Below are 14,598 nucleotides of genomic sequence, written 5' to 3'. Positions count from 1 at the left end.
CTAAACTAGGTGATGTATAAGCTAAAACTCCGTATATAGCAAGGAAAATATCACGGCATCATGCGATTGATTACGAAGAAATATATAATTTCTAAGATTCCCCTCTTGCTTAAAACCAAATTTCTTTAAGAGGTTTGTTGATGCAATATTATCAGGGAAGGTTAATGCGGCGATTCGATGTAAGTTTAATTCTTCAAATGAATAACGTAATACTTCTCTGACAGCTTCCGATGTAAAGTGTTTCCTCCAATAATCCGGATGGATTTCATACCCGATTTCAGCACGTTTATTAGATATGCTCAAATGATTAAGGCCAACAGTACCAATAAATTTCCCGGAATCTTTCACCACTACTCCCCATCGAATCCCCCTTTTGTTTATATATGCACTTTTAAACGAGTCTATTAATCGACGAGCCTCTTCCACTCGAATTAAGCTTTCTATCCCATCATATTTGGTTACTTCATCTTTTGAGAGAATTTCAAACAGACTTTCCGTATGCTGGTGACCTATTTCGATTAAACGCAGCCTCTCTGTTTCTAACTCTTGAAATCTCATCCTACAATCCCCCCGTGGATTCACTATCTTCTTTATTCTATTTGTGAAAAAGAGATACCTGTATTAATGGACAAAACTTTTCAATAATTTCCTTTCCTTAAGGTATAATGCAGAATCGGGATGCCCGCCCTTAATAATCAAATCTCTAATAATTTGTGAGAGAATAACACTGTAAACCGTTCCGTTCCAACCATACCCGCCCGAGATGCGATAGTAAGCTTTCCCATTAAAAAGGAAGGATAGGGATTTCAAAGGATGCAGCAGTTTAAAAGTAGTTACATAATACTATCTTTTCAGTAATCATATTGAAAAAAAAAAATTATGTTACAATAGAAAATCTAGACATAGGTATAAAGGGGCAATTGCAATGAAAATAGAGGTTGGCTCTGTTATCAACGAATTAAGAATAAAACAAAATCTCACAAGAGAAGAATTAGCAAAAGATATTTGCGAGCCTATTACCTTGTTAGATTATGAAAGAAGCATCTCATCACCAACAATTGATGAGTTGGGACTATTAGCAGATAAACTTAAAGTTGATCTTTCGTATTTTTTCACTACCAAAAATGAACCGATTTATAATTACATAGAAACTATTAAATTATTAATAAACAGATATAAACGTACACGTAATTATGAAGCAATCTATGAAATTGTCCAAAAAGAAATGGCAACGGCACCGGAAAAATCCATATCATTTTATCAATTCTTAAAATGGCATGAGGGTATGTCTTTTTTTTATTTGTTCAAGAATAAACAAACTGCTATTGATCTATTAAATGAGGCCATTCAGATTACAATGGGCAAACGGGTAATTCTTCATCAACAGGAAATAGAAGTTTTAAATAGTATTGGAATTATTCACTTTAAAACAAAGGATTACGATGAGGCTATAATCATCTTCAATGAAGCATTGGAATTTATCGAGAATATTCCTCATGTGAATCAGGAAGGTACAATTTTAGTAAAAATCATTCATGGATTAGCTCAAACCTTAACCGAACTTCATTGCTATCAAGAGTCATTAAATTATACGCTAAAAGGCATTAATATTTGTAATTCTATCGAATCTTTATATTTATTTGCAGAACTTCATTTTCTTACCGGGAAAAATCTGATTCATCTTCAACAACAGAATGAAGGACTGCAATATTTAAATCACTCCAGAACCATATTCAGTATTCAAAAAAACGAAGAATATGTACAAATAATCGACCATGAATTAGAAAGAATCTTACAATCTATACTAGTCCTGAATTGAATTATACAAAGGTAGAGAGTGCTTTAAAAAGCATTTCTCTACCTTTTTTAGTTTCCTATTATTTCATATCAATAAGAAAGTGTTTGAAAGTGATCTTCTAATATTTAGTGATTAAGCATAGAAATTACACTAACAATCGTAGATCTAACTGAATTTTTTCGCATAAAAGTTAACCGATTACTCCGTCACCTCTATGCTTCCCATGAGCATCTTCAATAATTTTTCCTTTATTACTCAAATTCCTATGTACCTAACTATATTCTGTAAAATTTTAACAATAAATTAATTGAAATCTCAAAGGAACACTATCATTTAGAAATACGGCACTTTCAATAGGCAACCAAAATCAGATATAATAGATAAAAGTAGCCAAAATGGAGGAAAATTAATTGTCTAATAGATTAGGTTTAGTACTAGACGTAGAGACAACTGGATTGCGTCCTACTTCTGATGAAATTATCGAACTTGCCCTTATTCTTTTTACCTATAGCAGCGAAACCGGTGAAATTATTAACCTTGTTGATCAAGAATCGTTTTTAAGAGAGCCCCTCTCTTATCAAGCAAGAAGGAATTATGATCAGGCATACAGGGTTCATGGAATTCCATATAGCTCTGTCGAAGGAAAAAGCTTTCACGATGAAAAAATAAAATCTTTTATAGATCGTTCTGACTCAATTTTTGCCCATAATGCTTCATTCGACAGAAGTTTCCTCTACCATATGTATCCAGAAATCAATAACCATCAGTGGTTCTGTACAATGCGCAATGTCCCATGGAAACAATACGGTTTTGTAAATAGTAAACTCTTAACATTGCTGCGGGCTCATAACATCACAAATTTCCAAACACACCGGGCAATGGACGACATTTCTTATCTAATGGAGCTGCTGCGAAAACCTAGTCCTTCAGGCTATCCCTATTTAAAAGATGTTATTGCTAAAAATCCTATGAAAAAATATGCCCCTTCGTCTCAAAAATCTTGGGTATAATAGAAAAAAACAGCGAACCCTATTCGAGTCGCTGTTTTTTCATTATTATTTGCCTGCATCTTCCGTAAATACGTTTTTCATCTTTTTATATCTATAAATGAAGTATACGAAAGATAGTATTAATGCCACTACAAGGAAAATGGCAAGTATACTAAGGTTATGCCACATGAATCCAAAGTCTCCAGTTGAGATTACTGCTCTAAAAGCATTAATCGAATACGTCATCGGTAAGAATGGCGTGAACCCTTGCAGGAAGCTAGGAACTAATTCATTTGGGAAAGTTCCGCCGCTGCTGGTCAGCTGTAGAATTAATATGAGTAACGCTATAAAACGACCTGGATTATCAAAGGCTGAACCAAGAAATAGAATGATAGCCATAAATGTGCAGCTAGCAAGAATGCTTACTACAAAAAATAATGGCAGACTAGTGACTTCAATTCCAAGTCCTAATATTAATATCAAATCCACCAATATAGCCTGACATATTCCTATTATAGCCATGACCCCGTATTTACTAATAAACCAGCTGAATCCATTTGCAGGAATAACAGCAGGATCTCTTAATGGGAAAATGATTGTCAGAACGATTGCCCCAATAAATAAACTCAATGAAATTAAATACGGTGCAAAGCTAGTTCCATAGTTTGGCACATTATTAATAGGCAATTTATCAACCTTTACTGGACTTGCAAACATGTCATAAACATCTTCATCGGCTTTTATATTACCTGCTTCGCTTGCTCCGTCTTTCAATTCGTCATGTAATTCTTCCGAACCATCTGAAAGTTTGGCGATTCCATCTTGAAGCTTAATAGCTCCATTCGCTAACTCTCCCATGCCACTTGTAAGACTTGATGTACCTTCTTTTAACTTATCTGTTCCAGTAATCAGACTTTTCGAACCTTCTGATAGCTGAGAAGTTCCATTTGATAATTGCTTCGACCCATCTTCTAATTGATCAAGCCCACTGACCAAATTATTGCTGCCTTCCGTTAATTGTCCAAGTCCACTCTGTGCTGAATCTATACTTTCGCCAAATGTTGTCAATCCAGCTACTAATTGACCCTGTCCGCCTTGCAGATCATTCGCTCCATTGGCAAGTTTATCTTGAGCTTGTTTTAATTGAGTAAAACCACCGCTGAGCGCATTGGTACCATTTCCTAACTGATTTGCCCCTTCACTAAGACTAGTGCCTCCCTTAGCAATTTCAGAAGCACTTGCGGATAGTTTTCCTACTCCTTCAGCTACTCCTTTACTTCCTTCACTAATTCCAGATAGAGAAGCAATTAATCCTTCTAAACGAGCTTTCTCTGAAGGATCATCTGCAGTTTGAGATTGTTGTTTTAAACCGGAAATAACTTCTTCCAATCCGGCCGCAACGTTCGATGCTCCTGCTTTTGCTTCACTCGTAGCAGCACTCCAATCGGACAAAGAACCTGAGAGCTGGCTTGCACCAGAAGCTACACCATTTGCCCCCTCGGTCAGAGTAGGAAGCTTTTCTTCAATCTGATTGAACCCTTCTAAAGATTGTTGCAGTCCTGAAGCTAATTCCCCAGAACCTGCTTCAGATTTTTTGGCTCCTTCTAAAAGTTTTGATTGCCCATCTTTCATTTGTCCAATCCCAGAACTAAATCTTTGCAAGCCTTGATTAAGTTCTTTCGAGCCAGAAGCTGCTGAACCCACTCCATCCGAAAAGGTCAAGGACTTTTCAGCTAATGTTTCCAGGTTTTTATGGATTTCAACTGAACCTGAATGTAGAGAACCAATTCCTTCATCTACTTTTTGTGAACCTTCTTTAGCAGAGTTAATTCCCTCTCCTAGTTCGTTAGAACCGTCTTTCACCTTATCGGTCCCGTCTTTCAGTTCGCCTGCTCCATCACTGGCCGATCCAAGTCCATCAGCAACTTCTTTCAAATTATCAAACATTGACTCAGCATAGGTTTTTGTAACGGCCGCTGAAACCTCACCTTTAATTTTCTCGGAAGCTGCGTCACCTATCTTAGTAGAAATATAGTTATACCCTTCATTTGATGTATATATTAAATCAAGTTTTTCCGGATTTTCTTCTTGCAAGGTAGTTGCATTTTCCGAAAAGTTTTTCGGAATTTCAATCTTCATGTAATAGTCCTGGTTCGCCAGGCCTTCATTCGCTTCTTTTTGACTGACAAAATGCCAATCAAAGTCCTTTTTCTCCTTTAACTCTTTCACTAAGTCTTTCCCAATGGTAAGTTCTGATTCGTTAAGCTCGGCTCCTTCATCCATATTGACAATGGCAACCGGCAATTGATCGACCTTACCATACGGATCCCAAAATGCCCATAAAAATGTCCCGCTATAAAGTAAAGGAACACTAATAATTCCTAATATAGAAATGAGAATTATTGGTCTTTTTATAATAGCCAATAATTCTCCTTTCAGCGATTTTAACACACCTATCAAATCCTCCTATACGACAAACATGTCGTTTATTTACTCTACTTCGGTGTAAAGCGAATTGAAAATACATTCATGACTGTTTATCATCTAAAATATATATATTTTATTTCTTTATTATAAATATATATTTTCTTCTAGAAAAATTATGACTATATTGTTCATCCGGTCATTAACACGAAAAATAATATAACATTTCTACTGTTGGATATCAAATTTATTTACTTTATAAAATCACATAATTTTTCTTCTTATCTGTAGTATTTTTGAATGGTTATTTATACAAGATTATGTAATCCATTAAAATAATGTATTCTAAAATAGTATGTAGCACTAAAAAAAGGGTACCCATAATGGATACCCTCTTCAAACAAAAAAACAACAAATTTCGAACAACTTGATAAAGCGCTTTCAAATCACTTTGATATAATACCCTTTAATTTACCCGCCTGCTCGGTTAATCTCTCAAGGGATTCCTGATACTCTTTTTCTAGCTGTTTGATGATACCAGCAGTGGTATCTATTTGTTTTATCGCCCCTACTCCATGTCCCGCGGACCAAATATCACGCCATGCTTTAGAATCTGATGATTTAGACATGCTGTCAAAATCGACATTTTCTTTTTTTGCTAATTGATCTGGATCCATACCTGCCTTTTTAATACTTGGTTTCAACATATTACAATTAACCCCGGAAAATGCATCAGTCAAGATAATGTCATCATGATTCGACTCGACAAGCATTTCACGATATTCATCATTTGCCCTGCTCTCTTTTGCCACGATAAAACGTGTACCCATATAAGCAAGATCCGCTCCGGCAGCTTGAGCAGCTAAGATGCTGTGACCTGTACTAATGGATCCAGCAAGCAAAATGATTCCATCCCAGAACGTCCTTACACTGTCAACGAAAGCAAAACTATTTATCTCACCCGCATGTCCGCCAGCTCCTGAAGCAACTAAGATCAATCCATCCACACCTGACTCTGCAGCTTTTTTGGCAAATTCCACGCTGCTGACATCTGAAAAGACCAACCCACCATAGCTATGTACGACATCTACAACATGTTTTGGAGATCCAAGAGATGTAATAACGATGGGAGGTTGGTGCTTTTTGACTAATTCCAATTCTTCTTCAAGACGGCTATAAGTTCGGTGAACAACCATATTCATTGCCCATGGAGCAATTTTCTTGCTGGGTTCTTTATCTCTTGCTGCAATTAGTGTGTTTTTTATATCACCCATCCATTGATCCAGTACTTCTATCGGCCGAGCATTCGGTGCTGGAAAAGAGCCAATTACTCCATTCAAACAGCATTCTTTCACTAATTCAGGACCAGAAATTAAAAACATAGGCGCTGAGATAACTGGTAAAGATAATTGATTCCACCAGTGTTCAGGTACAGTTCTTCTCATCTATAAAACCTCCCATTTTTAATATATTACCAAAATATAACACTATAAGATTATCATACTTCTTAAAGACAAAATTTTCAAGAAATTATTTTCATCGGCAAAATACCACTCTTAACGAGTTAAATTTAAATAAAAAGCTGTATATGGATTAAATCCACATACAGCTTTCAATTAATTGGAGAGCACCCATTTTTGGATTGCTTTAGCCACTCCATCTTCTTGGTTAGTTGCAGTGACCCAATCTGCTTTTTCCTTAACTATCTTTTGAGCGTTACCCATCGCTACACCCATCTTTGCTTCTTGAATCATGGCAAGGTCATTTAGACTATCTCCTACTGCCATTACATTATCCATTGTAATATTGAGCAATGAACAAACAACGTCAATTGCTTTCGCTTTATTGACTCCAAGTGCATTCACTTCAATATTCGTTGGACTTGAATTGCTTATTTCAAGATTTCCTTTTGATTTAAGTTCGTCCATAATAGTTTGGCGAATGGCTTCATCTTTTGTATCAAAGCCGAATTTAAGCCATTGCGAGTCATGAATTCGTTGAGGCATTTCAGCCCTATATATACTATCAAAGCTAATTGCCCAAAAATGCGTACTATGCTTTTGGCTTAATTCCCACATCCACTGTATGGATTCACTATCGACTATATTTCTTTCCACCAATTTCCCTTGATTGTCGTAAATTTCACTACCATTAACCGTAATAAGATATGACTGCAGCTCCATTGACTTTGCAAAATCACTGCAAGTCGCATAGGATCTTCCAGTGCTTAGCACCACGAAAACCCCCTGATTTTCTGCTTCTTTAATTGCTTTCCGATTTTCCGCAGAAATCTCTCCCGCTTCATTTAGAAGTGTCCCATCCATGTCGAGCGCTACTAGTTTAATTTCTGGTTTATTCATTCTTATTCACCCTTTCTGAATTCTTCTCTATGTACATAATTCCATAATAGCGTATATTGCTTATCCAAGGAAAGAACGTGATTCAATGAACAGGTTTCAAGGTCACAAAAAATTTTGTGACCTTTTAGCATTTTATTTAGATTTATATTTTATTAATTTTAACTATTTTGCATAAATAAATGTTACTTTTTTATTTAATATTATCCTAAATCAAACCTAATTAAATTTTCTATTTTCAAAAGAAGCCCCTACACCAATTAGACAAGATTCACATTTTGGAGATATGACACTCCCTTCTATTTATCTTGTTTCCTTTCATTTAGTTCCTTATTAAGTCCACCTTCCCAATTAGCAACGCCGTCATTTTCATCAAATTCTATAATGACATCCGTTACCCCTCTTTCCTTGAAAATTTCATCAAAGAGCCGGTCTTTAATGTCATCAGCCTGGGCGATAGAAATGTGGGCATCAAGTTCTACCTCTAATTCCACATGAAAATCTTCTCCTTCTTTTAATACCGCCAGTTTTTGGATATCTCTCACATCCGGATCACTCATGACCATAGTTCCTATTTTCTGACGCATCTCAATATCAGCTTCACCAAGAGCTCCCGCTGCATTATCAAGAAAAACCCTTCCAACCACATAAAACATACCGAGACCAATCATGACAGAAGCAACACCTTCTGCTTGAATAAAGGGTGTGAAATTCGCCAACAATATGGCTACTAACGCCAGTATACCGCCACCTGTTGCGACCATATCTTCCATAAATACTAATTTCGTTGCTGGTTTTGCACGTTTTAAACCAGCGAAGCTTTTATAGATGACTGCAGTTCCTTTCGCCTCTATCCCCGCTTCATGTACTACTTCTTTCATCGCTTTAAATAATACATATGATTCCAACACAACCGCTAACGAGAGAACGGACAAATTAATTATCATCCCACTTGACTCTACTGGATGCAAGATGTGATGAAATCCTTCTTTTATCGTTTCATAAGACATGATCCCAACAACCAACACAGCCCCTAAAAGAACTAGGTTAACCAGTCGTCCGAATCCATCTGGAAAACGATTTGTTGGTGACTTTTTACTTAATGCGGAACCAATGAAAACGAAAAACTGGTTCGCAGCATCCCCCAAGGTATGCAATGTTTCCGCAAACATAGCCACATTCCCCGTCATGAAATAAGCTATCCCCTTTAACACAGCGATAATACTATTCACACAAGCGGCAATAAATGCCGATTTATTGCCTTGTTTTAATAACCGGAATAATTCTTTCATAATAGAGGCCCCCTTTACTTTTAATAAGCTTTTATAATATTGTATTATCCCCAACGCTGTATTATATGAAACCAAAAAAGGGAAAAAGCTCTATCTATTTCAATTGAGTTCAACATTCTCGTCATGAATGAATTGCCAACGTACATTTCAAAAGTGCCCCTTCATCCTTCAGATCACTGATGAGTTCAGCAGTTCTCCATATTCATGATTTTATTCCACTTCTAAACATCAATTACTAAGATAAAAATCGAACCCCTCTGTACATTTTTTGCTATAAATACCTGTCACTTGGAGCAAACAATCCATACAAAAAGGCAGTAAGCAATAGCCTACTACCTATTTTACTAAGGTATAAAGTTAGAATTAAGCTTCCGTTTTTTTTAACTTTGATGGATTGTTCACTTTATAACGAATTTCTTTATCGTATTTCTTGTCAACCACTTTTCCGTCAAATTCTATTTCGTCGCCTTCTTCAAGTTCTGCCTTTTTTAATGTTTTGCTATATCCACACCAGGCATCACCAATGGAGAGTTCTGGATCTGTGGTCACTTTGACATTCTCTAACAGGATTACCTCATCTTCTTCACCGGTGAAATGGTTCATTTTTGCAGTAAATTCCTTGACGGTTGCTGTGAAATGGACTTTGTCTGCTGGTAAGTCCAGTTTAGGTTTCGCTGGTGCCTTTTTACTCTTTGACTTTGCCTTTTTTGGTGCTTCACTTAGCTGCTCAGGACTTTCTGTCACTTGGACAACTGTTACTTGTTCACCTTCAGTTAAAGGTGCTGATGCTTCAGCAACTGGCCCACTCAATAGCTCTTTACCGAAATTCGAACTTTGCATTTCCTTTAAATATGAAGGGTGAATGCAACTTAGCTTACCATTTTCAAATTCAACAACAATCGTATCAAGACCGTTACCATATTGTTCATAACCAGCCAATTTCACTTTTCCTTGATAGCTTCCGCTTTTATATAGTAGTTCTCTTTTTACTGAACGAGCAGTGAATAATTTCCATTCTAAACCTTTAGCGATATAATCCGCCTCATCTGAAAAAGAGATAAACTCTCCCTTTGGTTCAATATAGTGAATTAAATCCTTTACTTCAGCTGGAGTTTCAGCCACAGTCACCACTCCTATTTTTTTCTTTATGCTTATATTCTAGCAAAGGAATGCAAAGTTGCAAATGAATGAGCATAATTAAGTTTAATTCAACTGACCACTCCTAACTAACTCCTGCTAATTCCTATAAAAAATAATTATTCAGTTTTTACGTAGAAATGTAAGTAGTCTGCCATGATAGTAGTTACTATACCAAAGGATTGTAAAGATGTAGTCATTGCGCACACTTTTATCTGAAAATATCAACTCTACATCCTCCCTTTATTTATGGATACAGAATAAAGACTACTCATCAAGAGTAGCCTTTTTACATTAATCAATTTAAAAGCAATGAATAGATCTAAACGGATTTAAATAAGAATAATTTGTAATTTCTCTATAAAAGCTGCACTAAGAGCTAGAAACTACTGTAAGTATTTATATAAATATGTTATAAGTCATTCAGAAAAAGACTTCTTTACACTTTTTTAAAGAATTTTTTTAGTTTTTCTTCTTGCTTTGGAGTTATTACCTCTTTCTTATGATAAAACAGAAAGTAGGAACCTATAACGAGAATCGTGAGAAGAGAGGTGAGAAAGAATTGCAAGCGCATGGAATCAATGAAAGCCTGGGCAACAAAAATAGCAAATAATACTGCAATAGTTGCGTAGGTTAAATAAGGGAATAACCACATTTTCACTTTGAGTGTCCCTGGATTTTCTTTTTCAATCTTATTTCTTAAAAACAGATGAGAAAAAGCGATAAAAATATACATAATCATCGTAACTCCACCCGAGCTATTAGCTAGAAAAGCAAATAATTTATCAGGAGACACAAATTTAAATGTCGTGCACACATAAGCAAAGAAAACACTTGCCATTAACGCCCAAATCGGGATGCCTCTCTTATTCACACGGGATAAAATTCTAGGGGCATCTCCCTTTTTTGATAGGGAGTAAAGCATGCGTGAACTTGTATATAGCCCTGAATTTAAAACAGAAAGCAATGATATGAATATTACAATATTCATTACTTGACCAGCACCAGGAAGTCCTGCCATGTTAAATACGCTAGCATAGGGAGTTTTAAGTAAACCTTCAGCCCCCTGCGGGATTAGTATAACTAACACAGCTACCGAACCAACAAAGAATAGAAGAAGACGCCACACTACAGCGTTTATTGCTCTTATAATATTTTTTTCGGGATTTTCAGACTCTCCTGCTGCAATAGCCGCTACCTCACTCCCAGATAATGAAAAGGTAATAAATATTACACTAAGGAGTACAGGTAGAAAACCATTCGGAAAGAATCCGTCATTTCCAGTAATATTAGAAAGACCTGGCGTTTCAAATCCAGGAACAAATCCAAAGATCATTGCTGCACCTAAGCATAGGAATATTACAATAGCAGCTACTTTAATAAAAGCTAACCAGTATTCAAATTCTCCATAAGCTTTGACAGAATAGATATTTGTAAGTGTCATCAAAATAGGGAAAGATAAACTTGCTATCCACATAGGTATAGCAGGAAACCAATCATGAATCATAGTACCCAATAAAGTGGTTTCAATCGCAATAATGATTACCCAGTTAAACCAGTATAACCAGCCAATCGTGTAACCGGCCCAAGGACCAATCGCTTGATGTGCGTAAGTTGAAAAGGACCCACTATCAGGATTCACAACAGCCATTTCACCAAGCATGCGCATAATAAGAACGATCATTAATCCTGCGATTATATAAGATAAGATTGCACCAGGTCCTGCTGAATCAATAATATTCCCGCTCCCTATAAATAAGCCTGCACCGATAACACCACCAATAGAAATCATTGTTACATGTCTAGTCTTGAGACCATGTTTCAGTTCATTTGGTTGATAAGCCACTATTGTCACCATCCCTTAAAATTGTCACTGTTTTTAATAGCAGTAAAAAACTCAATTGCTACATGTCCTTGTTCACGGGTAACAGAGCTTGACTCTTTCATTCCACCAAATATTTTTTCGGTTCATCCTCACCTGTTACTCCATTAATTTGAACAAGTCCAAATTCACTGTTATTGATAAAATGAAAAGCTTTATCTAGATTTGTTGCAAAAAGCGAAGCTCATAAACCATAAGTAGTATCATTCGCTTTTTCTAGTGCTTCTTCATAAACAGCCACCTTTTTATATCAGCAACTACTGATCCGGAAACCTACTCTTTAGTAATCATCATCAGGCCTTAAACGAACCGCACGAATAGCACTATAAATCAGCCTTCTCCTTGCACAGGTTCCATAATACGGCTCCTACTTCTTGGCGATGCCTTCCGTTATAAAGAAATCTCTTAATTTGTTAAGAATTTGATCATCTAATTGATCAATAATCATGCTACCTTCACTGCGGTATAATTGAATTTAACAGACGGCTACTACTTACAAAGCGACGGCTTTTGATGTATAAATCATTATATATCTGACTCTATCAATACTCTCTTTACCTCACCTTTTTTTATATAAAGCATCCTCTCTTAATGAAAATTTGTCATTATATATAAAAACAAAAGCAATATCCATGCCAAAAAAAGGATTGTTAGTATATAAGGATTTAAAGGTTTCATGACTTTTATTTGATTCAAAATTGAATCAAAAACTTAATTTTTGATTCATAAATTAATTATTAACACTTTTTGATTCATATCCGAATCACAAAATGACAATTTAATTGTTTTCTTTTAGAATTTCGACATAACTTTTATGGTGAACTTCTAAGGTATATTGCATCCGTTCATTTCGGGTGAAAATGAATTGATCGTCATACCAGGACAATTTATTGAAAATGTCTAAAAATCTGACACTTGTAGTAAATGCTTAAATCCGTAAATATTCAAACATGTCCGTATTGAAGAATATCTGACTAGAGGGTTAATAATTAAATGAAAAGAAGATGCCTAAATTTCCAATACTAATTTAGGCATCTTCTTTAAATATTTATTTTTAATTCTTAGGAAAGACGAAATCACCTTTATCCGATTATTCGCTTTCATCACTCCGCCGCCCTTAGAAATCATTCTTGCCCTGTAAACTCGTACACCTAAAACCTGTAAAAGTAAGAGAATCTTGATTTTCGGGGTATATTGGCCATACAGAATTTGGTCCTCTCCCTAAAATAACCGTAATTTTAGTGATGTGCTTCAACTATTTAGCTAAATACAACACTACATCGAGTTTCTGCTGTAAAATATGTGAATATGTATTAAGGAAATAATGGGTCTTTATATTCCTAAGATATGTATGAATCCCCATGAACTTGAACTTTTAGGTCACTAATAATTTAACTATTAGGGAAGTGTATACTGAATGTTGTTAAATTGTCATTAGACACACAATTCATATAACCATCATTACTTTCTATAATCTTCTTACATACGTAAAGTCCAATTCCTGTACCTAACTCTTTTGTTGTGAAAAACGGCTCAAAAATTGATTCTATCATTTCACTTGCAATAGCAGGTCCATTATTTGATATTCTAATAACCCGTTCATTTGGCTCAGTTATAGTATGTATTTTTAATGTTCTAGGCTGGTCTTTCCCCTTTAAAGCATCAATTGAATTTATAAAAAGGTTTAGAAATACCTGCTTTAGTCCATCCTTGCTCGCTGTTATGACAAAGTTCGGATAAATATCTATTTCTACATTAACGCTAGCATCGACAATACTCGCATATGTTAGTTGTTGGATTTCTTCAAGTAATTCCAACACAGAAATTTCCTCTCTTTGTTCCTCGTTAAAATCAGATTTAGAGGTGTGGAGGAATTGGGTTATTCTAAAATTCAGCTGATTTAGTTCATAATCTATTATATCTAAATATTTCAGATTGGGGTTCTCCCTTATTAGTAATTTATTAAACCCCATAATAGCTGTAAGAGGATTTCTGAACTCATGTACAAAGCTTGATGATATTTGTCCCAATACCGCTAATTTATCTTTGTGATTTTCACTTATAAAAGATTGTTTTTCCTCAATCACTTCATTTGTTAGATTTGTATACCTCGTTACGGCATGATAACTGAATGTATCGAAGTGTGTGTTGATTTCATCAATAAACTTCTGTATATATTTAATGGGGATATTTGCCCCAAAAACATTTCTGACAATGATATTTCTCCCTAAATTAATATTGTACAAAAAATCTCCAATATTAATATTTGCTTTAAGGCGTTCATTTGCTACCTGGTAAGCCAATTTTGTTAGCACGTCATTTGACAATGATCCCTTAAAAATATTAATGACTAAGGAGTACATCCCATATCCATTTTCTTTGATTTTTTCTTTGTAGGGGTCGATTTCATTTACTTTGATGGTCTCGTTCCATTCATTTAAAAACAGTGATTGATTTTCTTCTAAATATTGAATCAATACTTTTTTATACTTCTTTTGTTCTGATAACAATTCCATACTATTGACCACCACATTCTCTTTCGGAATTTTAGTTTATTATTATATTAATAACATTATTCTATATGATGTTTTAATTTCCTGCACTTCACACGACATATTTATATAAGTACGATAAGCCTATCATTGTTTTATTCAAGATCTGTTAATCTTCTTATGATACGATTTTAGAATAGAAAAAACAAACTCCAAAAGGAACAAAC

Annotated in this window: 10 protein-coding genes; 2 read left to right on the top strand and 8 right to left on the bottom strand. The window is 35.3% G+C overall.

All coding sequences use genetic code 11. The features are described from left to right. Positions 1-21: 21 nt before the first annotated feature. Positions 22-558: a GNAT family N-acetyltransferase gene (locus JFU24_RS28120; protein WP_201185204.1), complete on the bottom strand. Its 537-nt coding sequence runs from the start codon at positions 556-558 to the stop codon at positions 22-24. A 367-nt stretch (positions 559-925) separates the two neighbouring features. Here JFU24_RS28120 and JFU24_RS28115 point away from each other — a divergent pair, with 367 nt between their 5' ends. Then, on the top strand, positions 926-1,819 hold the full coding sequence (locus tag JFU24_RS28115; RefSeq protein ID WP_201250799.1) for a helix-turn-helix domain-containing protein: 894 nt from the start codon (positions 926-928) through the stop codon (positions 1,817-1,819). A gap of 389 nt (positions 1,820-2,208) precedes the next feature. Continuing rightward, a complete protein-coding gene (locus JFU24_RS28110; RefSeq protein ID WP_053346408.1) occupies positions 2,209-2,808 on the top strand; it encodes an exonuclease domain-containing protein in 600 nt (199 codons plus the stop codon). A 45-nt stretch (positions 2,809-2,853) separates the two neighbouring features. Here the strand turns inward: JFU24_RS28110 and JFU24_RS28105 are convergent, their stop codons facing one another. The 7 genes from JFU24_RS28105 to JFU24_RS28075 all read right to left on the bottom strand — a co-directional run bounded on the left by JFU24_RS28105 (position 2,854) and on the right by JFU24_RS28075 (position 14,395). Next, positions 2,854-5,238 (bottom strand): YhgE/Pip domain-containing protein, encoded by a 2,385-nt coding sequence (locus tag JFU24_RS28105; protein ID WP_342214730.1) that lies wholly within the window; start codon positions 5,236-5,238, stop codon positions 2,854-2,856. A gap of 419 nt (positions 5,239-5,657) precedes the next feature. Next, a complete protein-coding gene (locus JFU24_RS28100; protein ID WP_201224165.1) occupies positions 5,658-6,656 on the bottom strand; it encodes an NAD(P)H-dependent flavin oxidoreductase in 999 nt (332 codons plus the stop codon). Between the two features lie 171 nt (positions 6,657-6,827). Beyond that, the gene (locus JFU24_RS28095; protein WP_201250798.1) at positions 6,828-7,571 is read right to left on the bottom strand and encodes a Cof-type HAD-IIB family hydrolase; all 744 of its coding nucleotides are present in this window, start codon (positions 7,569-7,571) and stop codon (positions 6,828-6,830) included. Between the two features lie 296 nt (positions 7,572-7,867). Then, the gene (locus tag JFU24_RS28090) at positions 7,868-8,860 is read right to left on the bottom strand and encodes a cation diffusion facilitator family transporter (RefSeq protein WP_201250797.1); all 993 of its coding nucleotides are present in this window, start codon (positions 8,858-8,860) and stop codon (positions 7,868-7,870) included. 363 nt (positions 8,861-9,223) lie between these two features. Further along, positions 9,224-9,982, bottom strand: coding sequence for a hypothetical protein (locus JFU24_RS28085; protein ID WP_201224159.1), 759 nt, complete (start codon positions 9,980-9,982; stop codon positions 9,224-9,226). A 454-nt stretch (positions 9,983-10,436) separates the two neighbouring features. Further along, entirely contained in the window at positions 10,437-11,852 is a 1,416-nt protein-coding gene (locus JFU24_RS28080) for an amino acid permease (protein WP_201250796.1), read from the bottom strand. Between the two features lie 1,418 nt (positions 11,853-13,270). Continuing rightward, complete coding sequence (locus JFU24_RS28075; protein ID WP_201250795.1) at positions 13,271-14,395, bottom strand: histidine kinase N-terminal domain-containing protein; 1,125 nt, start codon at positions 14,393-14,395, stop codon at positions 13,271-13,273. Positions 14,396-14,598 lie beyond the last annotated feature (203 nt).

Origin of the sequence: Peribacillus sp. TH27 (genome assembly GCF_016650915.1) — a bacterium.
GTDB classification, from domain to species: Bacteria; Bacillota; Bacilli; order Bacillales; family DSM-1321; genus Peribacillus; species Peribacillus butanolivorans.
This window is presented reverse-complemented; position numbering and strand designations above follow the sequence as displayed.

Excerpts from the sequence above, each read along its gene's own strand:
- JFU24_RS28120 (WP_201185204.1), bottom strand. The coding sequence starts at position 558 with ATGAGATTTCAAGAGTTAGAAACAGAGAGGCTGCGTTTAATCGAAATA.
- JFU24_RS28115 (WP_201250799.1), top strand. The coding sequence starts at position 926 with ATGAAAATAGAGGTTGGCTCTGTTATCAACGAATTAAGAATAAAACAA.
- JFU24_RS28100 (WP_201224165.1), bottom strand. The coding sequence starts at position 6,656 with ATGAGAAGAACTGTACCTGAACACTGGTGGAATCAATTATCTTTACCA.
- JFU24_RS28095 (WP_201250798.1), bottom strand. The coding sequence starts at position 7,571 with ATGAATAAACCAGAAATTAAACTAGTAGCGCTCGACATGGATGGGACA.
- JFU24_RS28090 (WP_201250797.1), bottom strand. The coding sequence starts at position 8,860 with ATGAAAGAATTATTCCGGTTATTAAAACAAGGCAATAAATCGGCATTT.
- JFU24_RS28075 (WP_201250795.1), bottom strand. The coding sequence starts at position 14,395 with ATGGAATTGTTATCAGAACAAAAGAAGTATAAAAAAGTATTGATTCAA.